Origin of the sequence: Rheinheimera sp. UJ63 (genome assembly GCF_021568285.1) — a bacterium.
Lineage (GTDB): Bacteria > Pseudomonadota > Gammaproteobacteria > Enterobacterales > Alteromonadaceae > Alishewanella > Alishewanella maricola.
In genome coordinates, this window is the sequence record NZ_JAKGTQ010000003.1 from 74,838 (window position 1) to 96,156 (window position 21,319).

A 21,319-nucleotide genomic window follows, 5' to 3' on the forward strand; every position below is an offset into this window, starting at 1 on the left:
ATGGCAACACCTTAGTGGCAAAGACAGGTCAATGCCTTTGCGGGCGTAAATACCTACTCTCTATACTCTTTATTTAACAGCAGATATTTGCAAGGAGCGAAATGCTACTGTTACTGATTTTACTGCCCTTTGTCGGCGCGCTTATCGCGGCCTTTATGCCTGCACATGCGCGAAACCGCGAAGCCTGGTTTGCCGCACTGATTGCACTGAGTGGTTTGCTGCTGACCTTTTCTCAATATCCGGTTATTGCCGAAGGGCTGAGTTTACGCCAAGAAATCCGTTGGTTCACGGCTATCGATTTAAACTTGGTGTTTCGGCTTGATGGTTTAGCCTGGCTGTTTACGGCGTTAATCCAAGGGATCTGTTTACTCGTGGTGGTTTACGCTCGCTACTATATGTCACCTAAAGATCCGGTACCGCGCTTTTTCGCTTTTCTGTTGGCCTTTATGGGCGCGATGCAAGGTATCGTGTTATCTGGCAACTTAATACAGCTGGTGATGTTTTGGGAGTTAACCAGTCTTACCTCCTTTTTATTAATTGGTTATTGGCATCATCGACCCGACGCTCGCCGTGGTGCTCGAATGGCTTTTACCGTTACCGCCTTTGGTGGCTTGTGTTTATTTATTGGGGTGTTATTACTTGGCCATGTCGCGGGCAGCTACGACTTGGATCAGGTGCGCCAAGCCAGCACGGTCATTCAGGCACATCCTTGGTACTTGGCTATAGTGCTGTTAGTGGCAATAGGAGCCTTAAGTAAAAGCGCACAATTTCCATTTCACTTTTGGTTACCGCATGCCATGGCCGCCCCTACGCCGGTTTCGGCCTTTTTACATTCCGCTACCATGGTTAAAGCAGGCATCTTTTTATTGATGTTACTGTGGCCGGTGCTCGCGGGCACACCAGAATGGACATGGATCATCGGCACTGCTGGGGTCTGTACCATGTTGGTCGGCGCTTTTTTGGCGATTTTTCAACATGATTTAAAAGGCCTACTGGCCTACTCTACTATTAGTCATCTTGGCCTGATTGTATGCTTACTGGGCATCGGCACGCCTTTAGCCATGGTGGCGGCTATCTTCCACACGTTAAATCATGCCATCTTTAAAGCCTCGTTATTTATGGCCGTAGGTATCATTGACCATGAAAGCGGCAGTCGTGATATGCGCGCGCTCAGTGGCTTACGCCACGTGTTACCCTACACTGCCACGTTAGCCATCGTGGCCAGCGCAGCGATGGCGGGTGTGCCGTTGTTAAATGGCTTTTTATCCAAAGAAATGTTCTTTGCCGAGGCGTTGTTAGTCGGCTCAAGCTCAAATTGGTGGATGTCGGCCGCGGCGGTGTTAATGGGGATTTTTGGCGTGGCTTATTCGCTACGCTTTATTCAGGTGTTTTTTGGCCCAGTGCAAACGGTTAAAGCCAACCCGCATGAACCGCCACGCTGGATGCGCTTTCCGGTTGAGTTTTTAGTGCTGTGCTGTTTTGTGGTGGGGGTCTTACCTGAATTAAGTATCGGGCCGGTGTTACACGGCGCCGCACAATCAGTGTTGGGTCAAGCCCTACCCGCATACTCGTTAGCCATTTGGCATGGCGTTAACCTGCCGCTGGTAATGAGTGTATTGGCCTTTGTTGGCGGTATCAGTTTTTATTTTTGGCTCAGCCGTTACTGCCAATTGCATCAGCGTGATCGGGTGCCGTTATTGCATCGCTTAAATGGTAAAGCGGCTTACGAAACCACCATGCTGATCCTCGCTGCCAGCGCCGCACGCTTAGAGCGGCAGCTCAGTACCCGCCGCTTACAACCGCAATTAATATGGATGATTTTAGCGGGGTTAGCGGCATCGATATGGCTGTTATCAGCTTGGCCAACACTCAGTGTCAGTTGGCCAAACGACACGCTCAGTTTGGCTTTTGCATTGCTATGGTTAGTGGGCTGTAGCTGTGCCATTGCCGCGGCCTGGCAGGCAAAATTTCACCGTTTAGCCGCCCTTATTTTAGTGGGGGGTACCGGTATCGCCACCAGTGTCACGTTTTTGTGGTTATCGGCACCCGATTTAGCCTTAACACAACTGATGGTGGAAACCGTCACCACGGTATTATTACTGCTCGGTTTACGCTGGCTGCCGGCGCGTATTGCGGCGAAAAAACTGGATTTACAGGCATCGGCACGCGATCGGTTACGCCGCATTCGCGATTTAATCATTGCCATCAGTGCTGGTACTGCTTTAGCTGTTATCAGTTATATTATTTTGCGCCAGCCAGATAACGCCACCTTAAGTCGTTTTTACTTAGAAAAAGCCATACCTGAGGGCGGCGGCAGCAACGTTGTCAATTTACTGTTAGTGGATTATCGAAGTTTAGATACGCTGGGCGAGATTGCGGTATTAAGCATCGTGGCATTAACGGTCTATGCCCTACTGCGACGTTTTCGCCCTGCTATTGAGAGCATTAAGATCCCACCGCAACAACGCAATCCTCTGGACCCGGCTTATTCACAACTGCCCAGTGAACAAGCCATCAGCGGTTATTTACAGATCCCAGGCGTCTATTTACGCTTGCTGTTACCTATTATTTTGCTGGTGGTCGCCTACTTCTTTTTACGTGGCCACAACCTACCCGGCGGCGGCTTTATTGCCGGGCTGATTTTCTCGGTAGGGTTAATTATTCAATATATGCTGTCTGGCACGGCCTGGGTTGAAGCCCGCTTCAAACTACAACCGCACCGCTGGCTCAGTTTTGGCTTAGTGCTAGCGGCACTAACCGGGGCTATGGCTTGGTATTTTGACCATCCGTTTTTAACCACGCATACCTTGCACCTCGATTTACCCCTGCTGGGCAAGCTGCATTTACCCAGTGCGATGTTTTTTGATTTGGGCATCTTTGCAGTAGTGGTTGGCACCACCATGCTGATCTTAATCGCTATCGCCCACCAAGCTGTGCGCAGCCATCGTATCCCGGGTATTAAAACAGAGACAGACACCGCAGAGGAGCGCCATTAATGGAACTGATTTTAGCAACTAGCATCGGCATTTTGTTTGCTTCAGGTATTTGGTTGATCTTACGGCCACGCAGCTTTCAGGTGATTATTGGCCTGTTACTGTTGTCTTATGCGGTGAATTTATTTCTGTTTATTACCGGCAAAATTCAGGTCAATCGTCCCGCTTTTGCCAGCGAAGCCGTCAGTTTTATCGAAGGGCTCTATGCCGATCCGTTGCCGCAAGCCTTGGTACTCACCGCCATTGTGATTGGCTTTGCGACCTCGGCGTTATATCTGGTGGTGTTATTAGGCTCTCGTGGTTTAACCGGTACCGATCACGTCGATGGTAAAGAGCTGGAGCACGACGAATGAGTTTGCTTTTAGCCGAGATCATCGTATTACCGATTTTGTTGCCGTTATTCACCGGCGCCTTGCTGCTGCTAATAAACGAACGCCATCACAAACTTAAGTTTTTTATTAATCAAACCAGTACCCTACTGCTATTCTTTCTGGCCGTCCTGCTGCTGGGTATCACCGATAGCGCCCCCGCCGAACAAGGCTTGCTGGTAGTATTGTCCGCTAACTGGGCTGCGCCTTTCGGTATTGTGCTGGTCGGTGATCGTTTGGCTACGCTATTTTTATTAGTCGGGGCATTACTGGCCAATGCCGCGTTAATATTTTCTTATAGCCGCTGGGCGCGTTTAGGTGTGCATTTTCATACCTTGTTCCAGTTTTTATTAATGGGTATTAATGGCGCCTTACTGACCGGCGATCTATTTAATTTATTTGTGTTTTTTGAAGTGATGCTCGCCGCATCTTATGGGCTGTTATTACATGGTTACAACATCACGCGGATCCGCGCCGGTATGCAATATATCGTGGTGAATCTGCTGGCGGCGGTGTTTTTCTTACTGGGTATTGCTTTAGTCTATTCTGCAACTGGCACATTAAACTTTGCCGATTTAGCGGCGAAAATGCCAACACTAGCGGACGAACCACGGCAATTACTGCACGCAGGTGCTGCCATGCTGGCGGTGGCTTTTTTAACAAAAAGTGCCATTTGGCCTCTTGGGTTTTGGTTGCCGACGACCTACTCGGCCGCATCCCCGCCAGTGGCCGCCATGTTGGTCTTTTTAACCAAACTGGGGATTTATATTCTGCTGCGGCTGTATTACCTTTTATTTGGTGCCAATAGCGGTGCCTCGGCCGGTTTTGCTGCTGATTTCCTACTTTATGCCGGCTTAATGACCTTGGCTTTTGGCGCGCTGGGTTTACTCGCGTCACAGGAGTCCAGTCGCATAGCCAGTTACAGTGCGGTGATATCTTCAGGCTTATTGCTCACCTTATTAGGCTTAGCCGAGCCGAGTATGCTCAGTGCTATGCTGTTTTATTTGATCAGCTCTACTTTAGCGGTAACCGCTTTTGTGTTGTTAACTGAATTGATTGAACGGATCTACACGCCGGCCGATAGCGTGTTTGCATTAAGTATGGAGTTTTTTGCCCCAGAGGAAGAAAAGCAGGAGTCAGCTGGCGTGGCGATCCCTGCGGCAATGGCCTTTTTAGGTATGAGTTTTGTAGCCTGTGCGCTTATTATTGCAGGCTTACCGCCACTATCGGGCTTTATCGCCAAATTTAATATCTTGCATCATCTGTTGCAGCTACCCTTTAGCTTAAGCCATTGGCTGTTGCTTATTTTGCTCATGCTGGCAGGGTTAACCGCTATTATTGCCTTTATGCGCTTTGGCGTGCGCAGCTTTTGGACAGCACAAGCCACCACCAGCCCGCGCTTAAAATTAAATGAAGCAGGCCCCGTGCTACTGCTGTTAGTGCTTTGTATTAGCTTAGCTTTTTTTGCTGAGCCGCTACATAACTTACTAGAGCGTATTACTGCTGACTTACAACATCCACAACGTTATATCGAGCAGGTCTTAAGCACTTTACCGACACGCAAGGAGGCACCATGAATAAACTGCTGCCTAGTCCATTGTTATCGGTTAGCTTAATCGTGATATGGCTATTACTTAATCAATCATTGGCCCTTTCTCAACTGCTTTTAGGCGGCCTGCTCGCATGGGTTATCCCTATGTATTGTGCGCCGTTAGCCATTAAAGGCTCTCGTATTCGCAAGCCTTGGGTACTATTTCGTTTACTGGCATGGTCGGCTACTGAAATTGTCCGTTCTTGTATTAATGTCAGCCGCATCATTTTATTTCGGCGCCAACATCAACTGAATTCGCAATTTATTCGTGTGCCATTGCATTTACGGGATGTCACAGGGCTTGCCGTTTTATCGTGTATTATTAATTCAACCCCTGGCACCGTTTGGGTAGAAATTCTGCCAGATACACATGAGTTATCTTTACATGTATTTGATTTACATGATGAAGCCTGGTGGATAGACACCATTAAACAGCGCTATGAACAACCTTTGATCGAGATTTTTGAAGGGGCAAGCCAATGAGCCTGTTACTGACAGTGGCATTATATTTTAGCCAATTTTGTTTACTGCTTGCCATGCTCTGCTGTGGTATTCGCTTGATCCGTGGCCCCGCTGCTCAGGATCGGGTGTTAGCCTTAGACACTTTATGGATGGTGGCCATGCTATTTATTCTGGTGCTCGGTATCAGTTTTGGCAGCGTGTTGTATTTCGAAATCGCATTGTTAATTGCTCTAATTGGCTTTGTTTCTACCTTGGCCTTAGCGAAGTTTTTATTACGTGGAGAGGTGATCGAATGATTGAATTAGCCGAGTCGATCCCTGCGTGGATCGCAGTACCGGTAACCTTGCTGTTAATTGCCGGTAGCCTAATCACCTTAATTGGTACCTTATGCTTAGTGCGTCTACCGCATTTTTATCAGCGCATCCATGGCCCGGCGATCAGCATTACTTTTGGTACCACCTGTTTTGTGCTGGCGTCGATGCTGTATTTTAGCGGTTTAGGGCTGCGACCTGTGCTGCATGAACTGTTAATCAGCGCTTTTGTACTGCTCACGGCCCCAGTCAGTGCCATGTTGTTAATGCGCGCGGCGGTTTATCGAGATTTACGCAACACCCACAAACAAGCACAGCACGACAGCGCAAAGTCTAGCCAACCCCCATCAGCCTAGCAGGCCTTGGTGTTGGTAAGGTATTAAATACCTTCGCCTAAAAACACTTTACTATACCGAGGTTGGATCCAAGCTGGTGCTCCGGTCACTAAATTCAGCGTATTAAATTGCGCTTTGGGCAGTTCAATGTGCACCAGCTGTGCCAGCTCGGTCGCTTGTACTTCTAAGCGCACTGTCGGCCCTACCACCGTAATTAAATCAATGGTTACCGGTATCGCATCGGTTTGCGGATGATTAAAGACGTCAATTTCATGCGGCCTGACATACGCTAAACCGGCCTGCTCAGCAGCACTGCTATGCTCTGGCGCGGGCATCGCGGCTTTGCCGATATGGGTTTGACCTTGATTAACCCTGGCATGGAACAAATTGACATTACCCAAAAACTCATACACAAACGGATTGGCCGGATGATCATACACTTGCTCAGGCGTACCGTGCTGCTCAATTTGGCCTTGATTCATCACAACGATACGATCCGCAACCTCTAGTGCTTCTTCCTGATCGTGCGTAACAAACACGCTGGTTACATGGATCTCATCGTGTAAACGGCGCAGCCAACGGCGTAACTCAGCACGCACCTTGGCATCGAGCGCACCAAAAGGTTCGTCTAATAACAACATTTTAGGTTCTACCGCGAGTGCTCGCGCTAAGGCAATGCGTTGGCGTTGCCCACCGGATAATTGCGCTGGATAGCGGTCGGCAGTCCAGCCTAGTTGCACTAACTCGAGCAGGTTATGCACTTTTTTTGCAATGTCGGCTTTGCTTGGCCGCAGTTTTTTCGGTTTCACCGTTAAACCATAAGCCACGTTTTCAAACACCGTCATATGCTTAAACAAGGCGTAATGCTGAAACACAAACCCAACACCGCGCTCAGACACATGTTGCTGACTAATATCTTGCTGATTAAAGCGAATAAGGCCGCTATCGGCCTGCTCTAAGCCCGCAATAATTCGTAATAAGGTGGTTTTACCCGAGCCAGACGGGCCTAGTAGCGCCGTGAGCTCACCGGTATTCAGTTGCAGATTAATCTGGTTTAACGCCTGAAATTGCCCAAAACGTTTACTGATCTGTTCAATATGGATACTCATTGCAGCCTCTTCGCGGCCAGCTCTGCAGCTGGACAACCCCCTAGCAGGCGCAGTAGGTTAAGCTACGCCTAAAACCGTATCTTAAGGCGAAAACTCAATAACAATAAAGTTCGATTTTCTTCTTCGCTATTCCAAGTTGGAATAAGAGCGCTCAGTTCAGGCCATCGCTCTGCGCAACCATCAAGCGAAGCGCCCTATGGTGCGCGCTGAAGCGTCACCGTTGCAAGCCTTGTCTGTTGCCATAGCGCCGGATGATCTTGCAGATAACGAATAAACGCCTCGGCCGGTACTTTACAATCCGTGTTAGTTTGCTGACAAGGTAAGCCAGCCGCTTGTGCATATTCCGGTATATAAGCTGTTTTACCACTGGCATCTTGCTCGGCGCGCACCCGTTTAACCGCAAACGCTTTTGGCTGACCGTTCAGCAAAATAATATCTCGCCGATCGCTGCCGTTTTGTTGTACTTGTTGCAGCTTATGCCAGCCATCATTGCCATTGGCTAAATAATCCGTTGTAGCAAGACGATACTGCCGCTCGGGCAGCAGTGCTTGCCATTGCCCTTGTTGTAATACCGCAACATCTGTAAGCACTAAACGGCCATCCGCTTGCTCTGTTGCGGTATATCGTAAATGACTGCTGTACGGAAACTTCCCAGCATGCGCACCGGCCGGTAAGGTAGCGCTGATGGTTTGCTGCAATAATGCCAGCACATCGGCTCCGCTTACGGTTAAAACACTGAGCGCAGAAGCAAAGGGTAATACTTCTAAACGAATATGCCCTTCGAACACGGCACCGGCGGTTAAATCACTGCGAATATTGCCCGCCCCCAGCAAAGTAAAATCAACCGGCTGCCCCAATTCCGCTCGCGCACGGCTATTTAACCAATATTGGATGCCATCGGTGATATGCGCCGCTAAAAGCGAACCATGTTGATCACTGCCGCCCGAACCCGGTAAACGCACATGGGAAAGGGTTTGCTCCAGTGCACTGATTTGCTGCCCATAGGCTTGTTGCACGGCAGGTAAATAAACCTCATCCAGCACTTGGCGTAAGTTAGCATCTTCTTCAGTAATGGCCGTGCGCGCTAACGCGGCAATAAAACCTAATTGCTCAGCCAGTGGCTCGCCTTGTAACTGGCTATCGGCTTGGCGCAAAGCCGAGTGATATAACTGCTGACTGGCCAGTAAGGTGTTTTGCCCATCGCAACGATGGATGTGGCCTTGCCGATCAAAGCTCACCGTTAAAGCACCGACGGCTTGCGCAAACTGTCCGGCTTGCACCACGCAGGTGATGGCCTTGCCATCGGCATTACGAATTTGCTCGGCATACGGCGCTTGCTGGCCTAGCGACCACTGCCGAAAATCGCCAAGTAAGGTATGCGAATGCCCGCCAACAATCACATCAATACCATTCACTTTAGCGGCCAAGGTAAGATCACGCTGATGCCCTAAATGGGTTAACGCTACGATATGTTTGACACCCTGTTGTTGTAAATAATCTACCGTTTGTTGGGCAGACGCGACTTCATCGGCAAACACTAAGGCGCCGGTATCAGGCACCATTGCGCGCATATCCTCAAGTGCCAAGCCAAACACCGCCAGCACCGGTTCATCAGGGTTAATCGGTAAAGAGGTCGGTTGCCATTGCTGATCCACTAAACGAAATAATTGAAACGGCTTTAAATTCTCGACCTTGGCTAAACGCTGCTCGGCGCGGCTATCGACATTAGCGGCTAACACCGGGAAATTAACTTGGCTGGCAAATTGCGCTAATTTCTCAAGGCCGATATCAAATTCATGGTTTCCCAGCGCCATCGCATCCAGCTGCATGCGATTAAGAATGTCGATATTAATTTCATGCTCAAACAATTCAAAATATGCACTGCCTTTAAAAGCATCACCACCATGTAAAAATAAACTACTCAACCCCTCATTGGCAGCTTGCTGGCGTAACGTGCGCGCATGGCTGAGTACCCGAGGATGACCACCAATAAAGGTATAAAGCGGCTGCTCTGCCGCCCCAAATAACTTAGCGGGTGAGGCATCAAATTGGGAGTGGGTATCATTAATATGAATAATTTGCAGCTGCAAGCCCGTTGTTGCCGTTACAGGTGTAAACCGTTCGGTTTGATGAGTACAACTGCCTAACAGCAGCGTTAAAGCCAGTAGTATGACCGTTTGCTTTTGCATCAGTGGTTTCCGTATTTTTACACCTGAGTTAGCCGCTTACCTTGGCGATGGCCACTGCGGTTAATCTGCGCTTATTGCGTTAATAACTTTGCCAATTCAGCCGCTTGCGCTTTGATATGCCCCATATCACCTTGCTCAGCACCGTGGCGTTTTAATTCGCTTAAATGCGTTGGGATCAGATGAAAATGCAAATGCGGCACCGTTTGCCCCGCAGCAGTACCATTGAGTTGCATCAAGACGATGCCTTCCACTTTTAGCAGCGTTTTTTGCGCAGCCATCACTCTTTGCACCGTCGCGAGCAAAGGAGCTGCATAATCTAAAGGAAGTTCAGCCAATGTTTCTGCCGGGTATTTGGGGATCACTAAAGCATGACCATCCGCCTGCGGCATAATATCCATAAAGGCTAAGCTGTGTTCATCCTCATAAATTTTAAAACAGGGTAATTCACCACGTAAAATTTTGGCGAAAACGTTGTTATCTTGATAGCTCATAAGGTGCTCCTGGCTGGGTTTATTAACGTTTACCGATTATGCCAGCATGAACGGCAACAAGGTAGCAGTGCACTGCGCTTTGTTATGCACTAGCCTGAAAAATCGCCGGTGCAGTGACGACATGTTGTTGCTAATACCCAGTGTGCAAGGCCCATTAACGGTGGGGGTTAACTAGAAACCGCGAGCACAGGGCCTGTGAAGGTGACGGCATAACACGATACCGTCACTGCTCATAAAACAAAGCTCGCTAAGCGCCAGTTAAGCCTAAATGACGGGCATGAAAGCGCAAATGCTGCTCGATAAAACTGGCGATAAAGTAGTAGCTGTGATCATAGCCTGCTTGCAAACGGATTTCAGCGGCCACGCCTGCTTGCTCTGCGGCTTTAACCAGGCTGTCGGTTTGCAACTGTGCCGGATAAAAGTTATCACTGAGCCCCTGATCAACTAAAATCGGCAGCTGACTGCCCTGCTTCGCCAGCAAATAAGCAGCGTCGTATTGCTGCCATTTTGTTTCATCGGCCCCGAGATAACCGCGCAGCGCTTTTTGGCCCCAAGCACAATTCATCGGATGACAAATGGGTGAAAAAGCAGAAATACTGCGATACTCGGCATTGTTACGCAGGCCAATGACCAGAGCACCGTGCCCGCCCATCGAGTGACCACTGATTGCTTTAGCCGCGCTCAGTGGTAACTCTGCCTGCAGCAGTGCCGGTAATTCCTGCAAAATATAATCATACATCTGATAATTCGCAGCAAAAGGCGCTTCAGTGGCATTAACATAAAAGCCGGCCCCTAAGCCAAAGTCATAAGCCCCATCTGGATCATCAGCAACATCGGCGCCACGAGGGCTGGTATCGGGCATGATTAGCGCCAGCCCAAGCTCTGCAGCCACACGCTGCGCCCCGGCTTTGCTGGAAAAATTCTCGTCGGTACAGGTTAAACCTGATAACCAATACAGTGCAGGTACCTTGTGTTGCTCTGCTTGCGGCGGTAAAAATACTGAAAATTGCATTTCGCAGTGCAGCACCGCAGATTGATGTTTAAATCGCAGTTGTTTGCCACCAAAACAGCGTTGTTCGCTAACAGCGATAAGTGCAGAAGAAGTTGTCATACGCGGCCTCTTAATATCGAAAAGCGCAAGATGCCTATCGGCCTAACACGCCAAAGCAAAAGCGCTAAGGCGTGTTAGTGATAAGCTTTAGAAGTGGATTACGGTGCGGATCGACTTGCCTTCATGCATTAAATCAAAGGCTTTGTTGATGTCCTCTAACGGCATGGTATGCGTAATAAAGGTATCAAGTTCAAACTCACCGTTTAAATAACGCTCGACATAATCCGGTAATTCGCTGCGACCTTTTACGCCACCAAAGGCCGTACCGCGCCATACGCGGCCAGTAACCAACTGGAATGGCCGGGTTGAGATCTCTTGTCCGGCACCCGCCACACCAATAATCACCGATTCGCCCCAGCCTTTATGACAACATTCTAAAGCGGAGCGCATCACGTTGACGTTACCAATACATTCAAACGAGAAATCCACGCCACCATCGGTCATCTCAACAATCACCTCTTGGATCGGTTTGTCGAAATGCTTCGGGTTTATCACATCAGTCGCGCCCAGTTGTTTGGCGATCGCAAATTTATCTTCATTAATATCAATGGCAATAATGCGGCTGGCTTTGGCCATAACAGCACCAATGATCGCCGATAAGCCGATGCCGCCTAAACCAAACACTGCGACGGTATCGCCTTCTTTTACTTTGGCGGTATTCATTACTGCACCCATGCCGGTAGTGACACCACAGCCGAGTAAGCAGACTTTTTCCAGCGGGGCTTCTTTATTAATTTTAGCCAGTGAAATTTCTGGTAATACCGTGTACTCAGAAAAGGTGGACGTGCCCATATAGTGATAAATTGGCTTACCGTCTTTTGAAAAACGGGTGGTGCCATCAGGCATCAAGCCTTTGCCTTGAGTGGCACGAATGGCTTGGCACAGGTTAGTTTTGCCCGACAAACAGAATTTACATTTACCACACTCTGGGGTGTACAGTGGGATCACATGATCGCCTACTGCCACTGAAGTGACTCCTTCTCCGACGGCCTCGACAATACCACCGCCCTCGTGCCCTAAAATAGCCGGAAAAATGCCTTCTGGATCTTCACCAGACAAGGTAAAGGCATCGGTATGGCACACGCCGGTAGCCACGATACGCACTAACACTTCGCCTTTTTGTGGCGGCATTAAATCGACTTCTTCAATGGTTAACGGTTGACCTGGGCCCCAAGCGACGGCGGCACGTGTTTTAATCATGTTCATCTGTTGATCCTTTTAAAAAGTTACACAGGAAGATTTTACTATGGGGTTAAGTGTAACCTGATTTTGATTTTTTCCATATCAGGTTGAATAGCATTAAAATGCAAATCAGTTTTTCATTTTTGCAAAAATGTAGCGCTTTGTACTATGATCAAGGCGATTGACGCAAAAAGTGACAAGCGTTCTGGCGAATAACAATAACAATGGCATTTTAATGAAACAATGGATCGGCATTAGTGAGTTTGTGGCCGTGGCTGAGCAACAGAGTTTTACCAAGGCCGCTAAACAGTTAGGCATTTCGGTCGCACAAGTCAGTCGTAACATTGCTGAATTAGAGGCGAGTCTTGCCATTAAACTGCTGTATCGCAGTACCCGCAGTGTCAGTCTGACTGAAGAAGGCTTATTGTATTTACAGCATTGTCGGCATTTGGTTGCCAGTTTAGATGAAGCAAACCGCACACTGGCCAACCTCAAAGCGACGCCTCGCGGCCAAATTAAACTGACCGCACCGGTTTTTTATGGTGAAACCCGAATTGCCCCACTGCTACATGATTTTATGCTGCGCTACCCCGACACTGAATTAGATTTGCAGCTTAGCAACAACAAACTGGATTTGGTGCAAGGCGGCTATGATCTGGCTATTCGACTTGGCACCTTAGAAAGCTCAAGTTTGATTGCCCGCAAACTGGCCAGCCGCACACAATATGTGGTGGCAGCGCCGGCCTATTTAGCTCAGCATGGCACACCCACTAGCCTAACAGCCTTAGCGCAGCATCAATGCCTCACCGGCACCGTAGCGAATTGGCGCTTTATGCAGCAAGGAAAAATCGTTCAGTTTAAGCCACAAGGCCGTATTGTTTGCAATAGTGGCGTGGCACTGCGCGATGCCGCCCTCAAAGGGCTGGGTTTAGTGCAATTACCTGACTACTATGTCAGTGACAATTTGCAGCAAGGCGAGTTGGTGGCGGTTCTTAGTGAACTGCGGCAACCGGATGAGGGTATTTGGGCTATCTATCCACAAAATCGGCATTTATCCGCTAAAGTGCGGGTCCTCGTGGACTATTTAGCATCAAAGCTGAGTTGAAACGCGCGCCTGTCGCCCTCATCGTTCTGTTATACACATTGTTTCACTGGCTTTTAACATCACAAGGATCTAGCTGCATGACGCCGTTAAAAATCGATTTAGTTTCTGATATTGCCTGCCCATGGTGCGCTATCGGCTATGCCCGCTTAGAGCAGGCATTAACACTGGCACCGGAATTAGCCGTCACCTTAGAGTGGCACGCCTTTGAATTAAATCCGGATAAAAACGCGCCACAAGAAGCAATTTTACCGGCACTTAGCCGTAAATACGGTAAAAGTGAAGAAGAAATGCGCCAAGCGCAAGCCAATATGATGCAAATCGCCAGCGGCCTCGGCATCAATTTTAGCCAGTTACAGCAGCGCAAAACCTGTAATACCTTTGATGCGCATCGCTTAGTCAAATGGGCCGACACACAACAAAAAGCCACCGCCATGAAGCTGGCACTGTTTGATGCCTATTTTGGTGAAGCAGCCAATGTGGCTGATAGATCAGTGCTGGCAGAATGTGCGAAAAATGCCGGTTTAGATCAAACGCAAGCAGAACAGATCTTAGCCAGTAATGACTTCGCCGATATCGTATCTGCTGATATTGCTAAGTACCAACAAGCCGGTATTTCCTCGGTGCCGGCCTTTATCATTAATAACAAATACCTGATTTCTGGCGCACAAGAACCACAGCAATTAGCCGCTTCACTGCGTCAAATTGCTGCTGAAACACCCTAAAAATCATAAAAGAAAAAACCACAACAGCAGGCACGCTGTTGTGGTTCACCAAACACGGTAAGGTTGGGATTATTTATTGTGCCATCAGCTGATGCAAGGTGGTTAATGACATGGCCAGTGCAGCACGGCTCGACGTTTCATTTGGCGAGAAGTGCGCTTTGATCACCGGCTCTGCATCAAAAGGTCCTTGAGTCAGGCTAAACTGCACATTCATTAAACCGAGATCTAAGGCTTTTTGCACATAACCTTTTAACTCAGGACTGATCAGTGCGCTGTCTGCCACATCAATCCATTGATTAAAGGCGAATACTTTCAAGTTTGAGGCGGGGTTAAAGTTCGCCGCATCGGCTTGTTTCGCCAACGTTTGCACCAACGAATAGGCCAGTTCAGCGCGCGTAACTTTATTATTAACGCCAAACTTGCTGCTTGATACCGGTTTAATCACTGGCTGTTGCACGAAGCGTAAATCTTTTAATGCACCACCTTTCATAGTCACCGCATTCGCTGCAGCAGCCGTATCACCATTGGTATCAGTGTAATTTAACTGATCGCCCTTATTGCTCTGGCGCACCGCACCCGCTAATACCATCGTATCAGCTAATTGGGCTTTAGTGATTTTGCTATCAGGATCAAAGCCATAGCTAAAACCGTCCATCAACTGCTCTGCTACTGCATACTCAATAAAGCCTTGTGCAGGATGGCCAATCACATCACCGAGCCCCACGTAGCCATCGGTACGCACCAATTTTATTTGCGCATTAATGGTGTCAGGTATACCAAAACCATTAGTCACACCCAGTGGATCTAACGCTACGCCACTTAAACCACCGACGCCACGCACATAAATTTTCCAAGTACCCGCCACACCTGCGGCCGATAAACCAATATTTTCACCTAATACTGGTAGCGCCACACCTGAGCCATAACGTTTACCATTGGGATCTTCAAGTACCAGCGCAACAGTATTGTCACTGACACGTGCTTTAACACTGACCAGCGAAATGCTGCTATCCACTTCAAAAGTTTCAACCTCAGGTTCACCAACAGGATTGAAATTTACCGGTTGCGTAAAGCTGGCGGCAATCGACGTTAATGCTTGGGCATTAAACTGCCGGTTTTGCTTTACCGTATCACCAAAACGATTATCCATCGCCCGTGCTGCTTGCACTGCAGCATGTGCATTGACATAACCGGCACCCACTTCCCATGACTCACGCCCTGACATATTGGTTGCGGTATCCCGTAGAATACGTTTTACATCTCGCCAGTTTAAATTAGGATTCGCTTCCAGCATTAAGGCCACTACGCCTGAGATATGCGGTGCAGACATTGAGGTGCCACTGCTCAGCGTGTAGTACGGTAAGTGTTGCGGTTCAATAATTTCACTGTCATCGGTTAGGCTTAACGCACTTAAACTCGATAACGAGGCGCGCACCGATACAACATCGACACCGGGTGCAGTAATAGTCGGCTCATCGACCCAATTAAACATTTCGCCACCGACTTCAACCTGCCCGCCATTCCCCTTGGTACCACGTGAACTAAAACTGGCTAAAGCACCACTTTTATCGCCAGCGGCGACTGTGACGACCCAAGGCGCTTTTTTGAAATTACCGGTAATAGTTGACTCGCCAGAGCCTGAGTTACCCGCAGAAAACACCACAATCACGCCATTATCACTTAATGCTTTAGTCGCAACGTTGGTAGGATCATCAGGATTAAAAGGGGTACCGACATCACCGGTATTACCAAACGAGTTGGAGATTACCCGAATGTTGTAGTCATACTGGTGCGTTAAGGCGTAGTCAAAACCGCCCAAGGTATCCAGGATAAATAAGCCTGCGCCTGAGCCATAACCAATAATTTTGGCACCGGGCGCCACACCGGCATACTTGCCAGAAGACTGCGCGCCATTCGCACCAATGATCCCAGCAACATGCGAACCGTGCCCACCTGCAATATCGGTGTTTTCAACATTTTCTTGATAAGTGATCGGCAGAATGCCCGAGAAGCTATTTAAATTAGTTTGTGCTAGCACGTTTTGCACGGTGTGGTTAGGAAAGCGGATATCCGGATGAGAACCATCAACGCCGGAGTCATTCACCACCACGCCGATGCCGCGACCGGAAAACGGCATACCGCTGCTGCGTAGGCTTTGATCCGCGCGTAATTGTTGTACACCGGTAATGGCGGTTGATTCATTATTTTCTAAGCTCATAGGCGCGTTGTGCCATACAGACAACACATCATTACGGGCATAAATTTGCTGAATTTGCTCTGCAGTGGCCACTGCGCCGACGATAGGTAAATTATGTAAGCTAACACCACTGATGCCCATTGAAGACAACATATTCAGTTGGCTGTTATGCGGTGCGCCTTGTTGATCAAACGTAATGATCACTTGATGTAAGGTACCGGCGGGCGCTTGTTGCATAATGCTGACCAGTGCAGGGTCTAATGTTTTAGCGTGAAGGCTAGAGGCAGACAGCCCCATAGCCAAAGAGAGAGATAACAAGGTTAATTTAGTTTTAGTTTTCATATGTGCCTCGGACGACTAGGAAGTTCTATTCCAGAGTCACATACTCTATTTGACTATCCCATAGGGGCTTCCCCCTAGCAGCAGTAGCTTTTCTACCTAGTATGTGTATTTTTAATCCAATAAGCCTTTTTTAGCAGCGTAACGCACCAACTCAATAGAGTTATGCATATTTAATTTTTCTAACACTTTACCGCGATGGTTTTCTGCCGTTTTTACACTAATGTCCAGTAGCCTAGCGATATCCTTAGTTGAAGCGCCAGAAATAACCAAGTGAAACACCTCGCGCTCGCGCTCAGTCAAATTTTTATACGGGTCATCCAGGTTCTCATTCGGGTTGCGATACTGCTCTGCTAACGCCTGTGAGGCAAACTGGCAATAATAGGTTTTACCCACCGCCAAATGCCGCACCGCACTGAGTAAATGCTGGCCGGCACTCGATTTCACTAAATAACCACTGGCGCCAGCACGCACCATGTGGATCACGTACTCTTCTTCTTCATGCATGGTTAGCACTAACACCTGACATTGCTTAAAGCGTTGATTCGCTTGTCGTACGACTTCCAAGCCATTCACCCTAGGCATACTAATATCGACCACTAACACATCGGGTGATAGCTGCTCTAACAACGCCAGTGCTTCAACACCATCCACGGCTTGCCCCACCACCTTACAATCATCAGCCTGATCAATAATACTGACTAAGCCTTGGCGCACGATATCGTGATCGTCAGCAACTACCACACTAATCATTTTGACCTCGCTCTCTCGATGTTTGTTCATGGGGGATCATAATACTAATTTTGCAACCTTGAGCGGCAGCCGCTTCAATTAAACAGCGACCACCAAAAGACGCGGCACGATCTTGCATACTGCATAATCCGACGCCTTTTTGCGACTGTTCGTCTAGTTCAAAACCAATACCATTATCAGTGATGATCAGTTTAAGGCCTTCACGATCTTGTTTAATGGCGACCTGAGCTTGTGTTGCCTGTGCATATTTCACGACATTGTTCAGGGCTTCCTGACATATTCGGAACACCATAATTTGTAACTCATCAGCTAACTGCAAATCCGCCGCAATAACTAAGCTGATGTTGAGCGTAGGACAACTCTCTGTAATTTGTCGAACTAACCAGCTTAATGCCGCGTGTAACCCCAGATCATCCAGCACCGGCGGGCGTAACAATCGTGATATATGCCGGGTATCTTTTAACGCCAACTCCGCTAATGCTAAAGCGCGTTGTAGTTGCGGGTCTGAATTATCAATAGCGGTTAACTCGTTGACCAATGCAGTGAGTACTTGACCAACACCATCGTGTAAATCATTGGCAATGCGTTTTTGCGTGGTGTCATTTAATTGCCAAACCCGCCGCAAAATATGCTGCATACGGCTATTATTTTCAGCTAACTGTGTTTGCAGTTGCTTTTGTTGAAAGTGCAGCCGAGTTAACTGCTGTTGGATCTGTTGCTCGTTGTTATTTGACATAACCTGACATCATCGCCTTTTCTCGTGTTTGAATAGCCTGTCGATAAGGCTCCGGCGTTTGTTGCAGTAATCGTTCAAATTCTGCCGTATCCGCTAAATTAAAGGTGTGATCAGCCCGATCGGGCTGGTTAAAGCGTTGCTGTAAATATTCAAAGGCAAAACTGCGCCAATAACTGGTGGCTCGGCGTAATAAGGGTAAGGCTTGATTCAGTAATAGCCCTACCACTTCTGTTTGGCCCTGTTTCGCCGCAGCTAATGCCTGCAACTCAAGCCACAGTAAGCGCTCAGGTACATGATGGCGCATAAAGGTTTCATAAGCGACCGGTAAACTATCCAGTGGTTGTCCTTGCATAAACTGAATATGTTGCTGGGCAATAAAGGCTTTTAGCTCTAATCGCGGCAGTGGCTGTGCTTGCAATGTGTCCTGTAGTCGTTTGACATGCAGCTCGGCTCGTTGGATTTGCCCGGTACCAATCAGTTGATTAACGGTCAATAAACTTAGGCTTTGTTTTTGTTCATTATTCGATGAAACGGACATGCTGTCACGCAGCAGGGTTAGCTGTGTCTCTGCCTTGTCGTACTGCGCACTATTTTGATAAAGCTCGGTTAACCATAGTCTAAATTCAAGCACCGCTCTGGGGTCTTGCTCTGCCTGCGCTTGCTCAATAAACACAAGTAACTGTGTTTCTGCTTGCATAAAATTACCATGCAACGCCGCTAACTTAGCTAAAAAAGCTTCAGCAATTAACTTATCTTCAGTCAGATCTAAGGCTTCAGCATCTTCACTGGTCGATTTAAATAACCGAAATGCTTGGCCCCACTCCCCTTGCTGAATTTTTAGCTGGGCTAAGCTTTGCCGTACTTTAATTAAACTGAGCGCATCATTGTTGGCAACCGCATTTTGTTCGGCTTGTTTTAAATAGACTTGCGATTGCTCAAACTCCGATAACACAAAATAAATGTAACCAAGATTGATCAAACTTTCAGTAATTTTCCAGCTATCGCCTAATTGGTTTCGGATACTAAAAGCTTCAGCGTAATAGCGTTGTGCTTGCTGATACTCGCCAAGTTCTTCTGCCAGTAAACCTAGGCTATCAATAGTCCCTGCCACACCATTGTTATCATTTAATTGTTTAAAATATTTCATAGCCTGCTGCAACATTTGCCGAGCTTGATGCACCTCGCCTGAAACAAATAAAACAAAACCTAGATTTGAGGACGCTTTTGCCATGCCAGGTAAATCATTTACTTGCTCAAATAAAGCTAACGCGTCGTAATAATGTGGCACGGCTTCGCTAAACTTGCCTTGCCGTTGCATCGCTACACCAACCGCATTTAAGGCATCAGCAAGGCCCGCTTTATTTTTTAACCGGGTAAACAACACTTGCGCTTGCAATAAATACTCATCAACCGCCCGGCTAATATCGCCCGTGCGAATGGCCAACTTGCCTAGCTGCAAAAATATTTCTGGGTTGGTTTTATCTACTGTCGCCAAAAGCTGTAATTGTCCGCTGGCATCTTGATAGCGGTTTTGCAGCGATAAGAAGTTGGCGTACTCCATCGTCAACGCCGTATCAAATGGTTTTGCTTGGAGCAAAAGCTGGTAGTTATCATCCGCTAACGAGTACTGCTCTTGTAACGCAGCTAAGCGAGCATTCGATAATAAATGCTCATAACTGTGAGGTGTCGATTGCTGCACGGCTTGAGCATACAGATTTTCTGCTTGCAGCCAATTTTGCTGTTGTTCATGCCATTCTGCTGCCAATAAATAGCCAATAGCCAGCTGCGGAAAACGTTGCTGAAACTGCTGTAATAAACTCTGTAGCTGCTGTGTGTTGTTATTCGCTTGCGCTAGCATTAGTTGGTTGTATAACTGCTGGGCAGCATCGGGTAAAGGCTGCACTTCAGCAATAGCCGGATCACTTTTGGTGTTTAACGCCATAAGCATGGCATTCATTTGCTTAAGCACACCTGCTGATACCGAGTCTAAAACGATGCTTTGTCGATCAGACCACAGCTGCGGTAATAGCGGTTGCCGCATATCAGTTAAGGTTGCGGCTAACTCCACTTTACTGTCTAACACAGTAATTTGATTGGTCAAAATAACATCCACACCGAGCAAGCTGGCTAAATCTTGCAGCTGCTTATCATTTAGCGGAGTAACAAACCCCAAATGCTGTAAGGTGGTTTGCACCCGCTGCGGCGGGATCAAGCGGATATTTTTCGATCTTAATTGTTCAAAGATAACTTGCTGCACTAAGCCTTGCACCGCAGTTTGTTGTGGATTATCGGCTTGAACAGCAAAAGGTAACACCGCCAACGCGATAGGCAGCGTTAAGGCTTGCTCGTCTTGCGTTGCATTAGGGGCTTCCTTACGCGGTAACAGCATAAAAAACACAATACCGATGACCGCAGCCAACAACAATAGACTAGCAATATTAACCTGTCTTTTTGCTTTGTTAGCCGCCGTTTGTGTTAACCACAGCTGTTTTAGCTGCTGACCTGTTTGACTGCGTTGTTGCGGGTGCGCAGCTAAATTTTGTAAAAAGAAACTGCGCCAGCGCGGAAAGTCTTTGCTGATTTTATCCAGTGGCGGATTACTTTGTAATTTGGCCGCGAGTTGCTGGCCCATATCAGCTTGATTGAAAGGCAAATCTGCAGTGAGCAACTGATAAAGTGTAACGGCAACAGCATAATAATCACTCTGAGCGCTGTGTTGGGCGCTTTGTAACACCTCAGGGGCGCTATAGAGCGGGGTGCAACTTTGGTGTGACACTTCACTTAATGCTGCCGCTAAGCCTAAATCAAGAAGATACAGGCGATTATCGCCATCAAGTAAAACATTTTGTGGGGTAATGTCACAGTGCACTATGCCTTGCCGGTGAATAGCTTCTACGGCATCAATTAATTGCGCACCAATGTGTTCGGCTACCGCTTCTTGATGTTTATCTTGCGGCAAGCGGTATTGTGCTAAGGAAATACCGCTAATGTAGTCCATCGTATAAAAAGCACAGTCTGCTGCTAAATAAAAATCATGGACGCGGATCACATTAGGGTGCGAGATACCCCGGGCTAATAAGATTTCTTGACGGACTTTGTCCGTAGTTACGGTGGAGTCTAGTAGGCTGTTATGCAGGATTTTTAACGCGACATTGCAATGCAGATGCAAATCTTCGGCTAGAAACACGCTGCCATTATTGCCATTGCCCAGTAATTTTACTAAACGAAAGCGCTTGGCCAAGACATCGCCGGCGGCTTGTCCGGTAATAGCAGGTAACTCTTGGGTGTGATCATCAGTACTTAACAACAGCATGCCTCAGTAATA

17 protein-coding genes are annotated in these 21,319 nt (G+C 47.8%); 8 read left to right on the top strand and 9 right to left on the bottom strand.

Features of this window, described 5'->3' with window-relative positions; all coding sequences use genetic code 11:
• The first annotated feature begins 101 nt into the window (after positions 1–101).
• From L1N97_RS10535 to mnhG, 6 genes are read left to right on the top strand one after another with little or no spacing between them, the layout of a single operon-like run.
• On the top strand, positions 102–2,996 hold the full coding sequence (locus tag L1N97_RS10535; RefSeq protein ID WP_236129763.1) for a monovalent cation/H+ antiporter subunit A: 2,895 nt from the start codon (positions 102–104) through the stop codon (positions 2,994–2,996).
• The gene (locus tag L1N97_RS10540) at positions 2,996–3,346 is read left to right on the top strand and encodes a Na+/H+ antiporter subunit C (protein WP_236129764.1); all 351 of its coding nucleotides are present in this window, start codon (positions 2,996–2,998) and stop codon (positions 3,344–3,346) included. The genes L1N97_RS10535 and L1N97_RS10540 overlap by 1 nt, the downstream gene beginning before the upstream one ends.
• Positions 3,343–4,938 (top strand): monovalent cation/H+ antiporter subunit D, encoded by a 1,596-nt coding sequence (locus L1N97_RS10545; protein ID WP_236129765.1) that lies wholly within the window; start codon positions 3,343–3,345, stop codon positions 4,936–4,938. The genes L1N97_RS10540 and L1N97_RS10545 overlap by 4 nt, the downstream gene beginning before the upstream one ends.
• Positions 4,935–5,435: a Na+/H+ antiporter subunit E gene (locus L1N97_RS10550; protein ID WP_229585913.1), complete on the top strand. Its 501-nt coding sequence runs from the start codon at positions 4,935–4,937 to the stop codon at positions 5,433–5,435. The genes L1N97_RS10545 and L1N97_RS10550 overlap by 4 nt, the downstream gene beginning before the upstream one ends.
• Positions 5,432–5,710, top strand: coding sequence for a K+/H+ antiporter subunit F (locus tag L1N97_RS10555; RefSeq protein ID WP_229585912.1), 279 nt, complete (start codon positions 5,432–5,434; stop codon positions 5,708–5,710). The genes L1N97_RS10550 and L1N97_RS10555 overlap by 4 nt, the downstream gene beginning before the upstream one ends.
• On the top strand, positions 5,707–6,081 hold the full coding sequence (gene mnhG, locus L1N97_RS10560) for a monovalent cation/H(+) antiporter subunit G (protein WP_236129766.1): 375 nt from the start codon (positions 5,707–5,709) through the stop codon (positions 6,079–6,081). Before L1N97_RS10555 ends, mnhG begins: the two co-directional genes overlap by 4 nt.
• A 23-nt stretch (positions 6,082–6,104) precedes the next feature.
• Here the strand turns inward: mnhG and L1N97_RS10565 are convergent, their stop codons facing one another.
• From L1N97_RS10565 to L1N97_RS10585, 5 genes are all read right to left on the bottom strand, one after another.
• Positions 6,105–7,169: a sulfate/molybdate ABC transporter ATP-binding protein gene (locus L1N97_RS10565; protein WP_229585910.1), complete on the bottom strand. Its 1,065-nt coding sequence runs from the start codon at positions 7,167–7,169 to the stop codon at positions 6,105–6,107.
• A gap of 194 nt (positions 7,170–7,363) precedes the next feature.
• A complete protein-coding gene (locus L1N97_RS10570) occupies positions 7,364–9,358 on the bottom strand; it encodes a bifunctional metallophosphatase/5'-nucleotidase (RefSeq protein WP_236129767.1) in 1,995 nt (664 codons plus the stop codon).
• A 71-nt stretch (positions 9,359–9,429) separates the two neighbouring features.
• Positions 9,430–9,849, bottom strand: a complete 420-nt coding sequence (locus tag L1N97_RS10575; RefSeq protein WP_236129768.1) for an HIT family protein — start codon at positions 9,847–9,849, stop codon at positions 9,430–9,432.
• Positions 9,850–10,096: 247 nt separating this feature from the next.
• Positions 10,097–10,960, bottom strand: a complete 864-nt coding sequence (gene fghA, locus L1N97_RS10580; protein ID WP_236129769.1) for an S-formylglutathione hydrolase — start codon at positions 10,958–10,960, stop codon at positions 10,097–10,099.
• An 87-nt stretch (positions 10,961–11,047) separates the two neighbouring features.
• Complete coding sequence (locus L1N97_RS10585; RefSeq protein WP_442967236.1) at positions 11,048–12,157, bottom strand: S-(hydroxymethyl)glutathione dehydrogenase/class III alcohol dehydrogenase; 1,110 nt, start codon at positions 12,155–12,157, stop codon at positions 11,048–11,050.
• A gap of 220 nt (positions 12,158–12,377) precedes the next feature.
• Between L1N97_RS10585 and L1N97_RS10590 the strand changes: the two genes are divergently transcribed.
• A complete protein-coding gene (locus L1N97_RS10590) occupies positions 12,378–13,247 on the top strand; it encodes a LysR family transcriptional regulator (protein ID WP_226751503.1) in 870 nt (289 codons plus the stop codon).
• Positions 13,248–13,324: 77 nt separating this feature from the next.
• The gene (locus tag L1N97_RS10595) at positions 13,325–13,969 is read left to right on the top strand and encodes a DsbA family oxidoreductase (protein WP_236129770.1); all 645 of its coding nucleotides are present in this window, start codon (positions 13,325–13,327) and stop codon (positions 13,967–13,969) included.
• A 73-nt stretch (positions 13,970–14,042) separates the two neighbouring features.
• Here the strand turns inward: L1N97_RS10595 and L1N97_RS10600 are convergent, their stop codons facing one another.
• The 4 genes from L1N97_RS10600 to L1N97_RS10615 form a co-directional block, all read right to left on the bottom strand.
• Complete coding sequence (locus L1N97_RS10600; protein WP_236129771.1) at positions 14,043–16,508, bottom strand: S8 family serine peptidase; 2,466 nt, start codon at positions 16,506–16,508, stop codon at positions 14,043–14,045.
• A gap of 111 nt (positions 16,509–16,619) precedes the next feature.
• A complete protein-coding gene (locus L1N97_RS10605) occupies positions 16,620–17,258 on the bottom strand; it encodes a response regulator (protein WP_229585903.1) in 639 nt (212 codons plus the stop codon).
• Positions 17,251–17,994 (bottom strand): sensor histidine kinase, encoded by a 744-nt coding sequence (locus L1N97_RS10610; RefSeq protein WP_236129772.1) that lies wholly within the window; start codon positions 17,992–17,994, stop codon positions 17,251–17,253. The genes L1N97_RS10605 and L1N97_RS10610 overlap by 8 nt, the downstream gene beginning before the upstream one ends.
• Positions 17,984–21,307: a serine/threonine-protein kinase gene (locus L1N97_RS10615; RefSeq protein ID WP_236129773.1), complete on the bottom strand. Its 3,324-nt coding sequence runs from the start codon at positions 21,305–21,307 to the stop codon at positions 17,984–17,986. Before L1N97_RS10615 ends, L1N97_RS10610 begins: the two co-directional genes overlap by 11 nt.
• Positions 21,308–21,319 lie beyond the last annotated feature (12 nt).